This is a genomic window from Pseudoalteromonas sp. SG41-5 (assembly GCF_014164495.1).
Taxonomy (GTDB): Bacteria; Pseudomonadota; Gammaproteobacteria; order Enterobacterales; family Alteromonadaceae; genus Pseudoalteromonas; species Pseudoalteromonas rhizosphaerae.
This window is the reverse complement of the sequence record NZ_JACJFH010000284.1, coordinates 1-466: the sequence shown is the minus strand read 5'-3', so window position 1 is coordinate 466 and position 466 is coordinate 1. Positions and strand designations below refer to the sequence as shown.

1 protein-coding gene is annotated in these 466 nt (G+C 42.9%); it reads right to left on the bottom strand.

Annotation, left to right across the window (positions count from 1 at the left end; genetic code table 11):
- On the bottom strand, positions 1–190 hold a 190-nt coding region (locus tag H5232_RS23630; RefSeq protein ID WP_310736906.1), incomplete at its 3' end, for a GAD-like domain-containing protein.
- Positions 191–466 lie beyond the last annotated feature (276 nt).

Genomic DNA, 466 nt, shown 5'->3' with positions numbered 1-466 from the left:
CTGGATTTGTCAGCCAAAATAAACCATCGGCAAAGCCGCTAAAACCGAGTATTTGCCAGTATTCAAGTAGCTGGTCAGGCAGTTTCCCTCGATACGCTTCTATATCAGCGGTAGTCGCGGGTACAGTTGTTGTTGGTTGCCTAAATTTGCTTAGAAAATAATCTAAGGCGTCATCATTCGTTTCTATCATGGGCTCTCTACTTTTTGTTTAACGGGCAGCGCTCAAGTTGAATGTTTAACTTAGCATTTGGCCCATGTTTTTTAAATGCTTTTTCTATTTGCTCATCCATTAATTGCACGCGTGTTTTATCCCCTTTTTTACTTCCTATAGCTCTGCTTTGGCCCACTGCGGACCTAAAGAGCCGTTGCAATGGTCGTTACCATGTTGAAGCGAGCGGAATGAGAGTACATAACTAACAGCTAAATGGTGTCTGTGGATGTGTTGTGCAGGCACGCAAAAATGTAT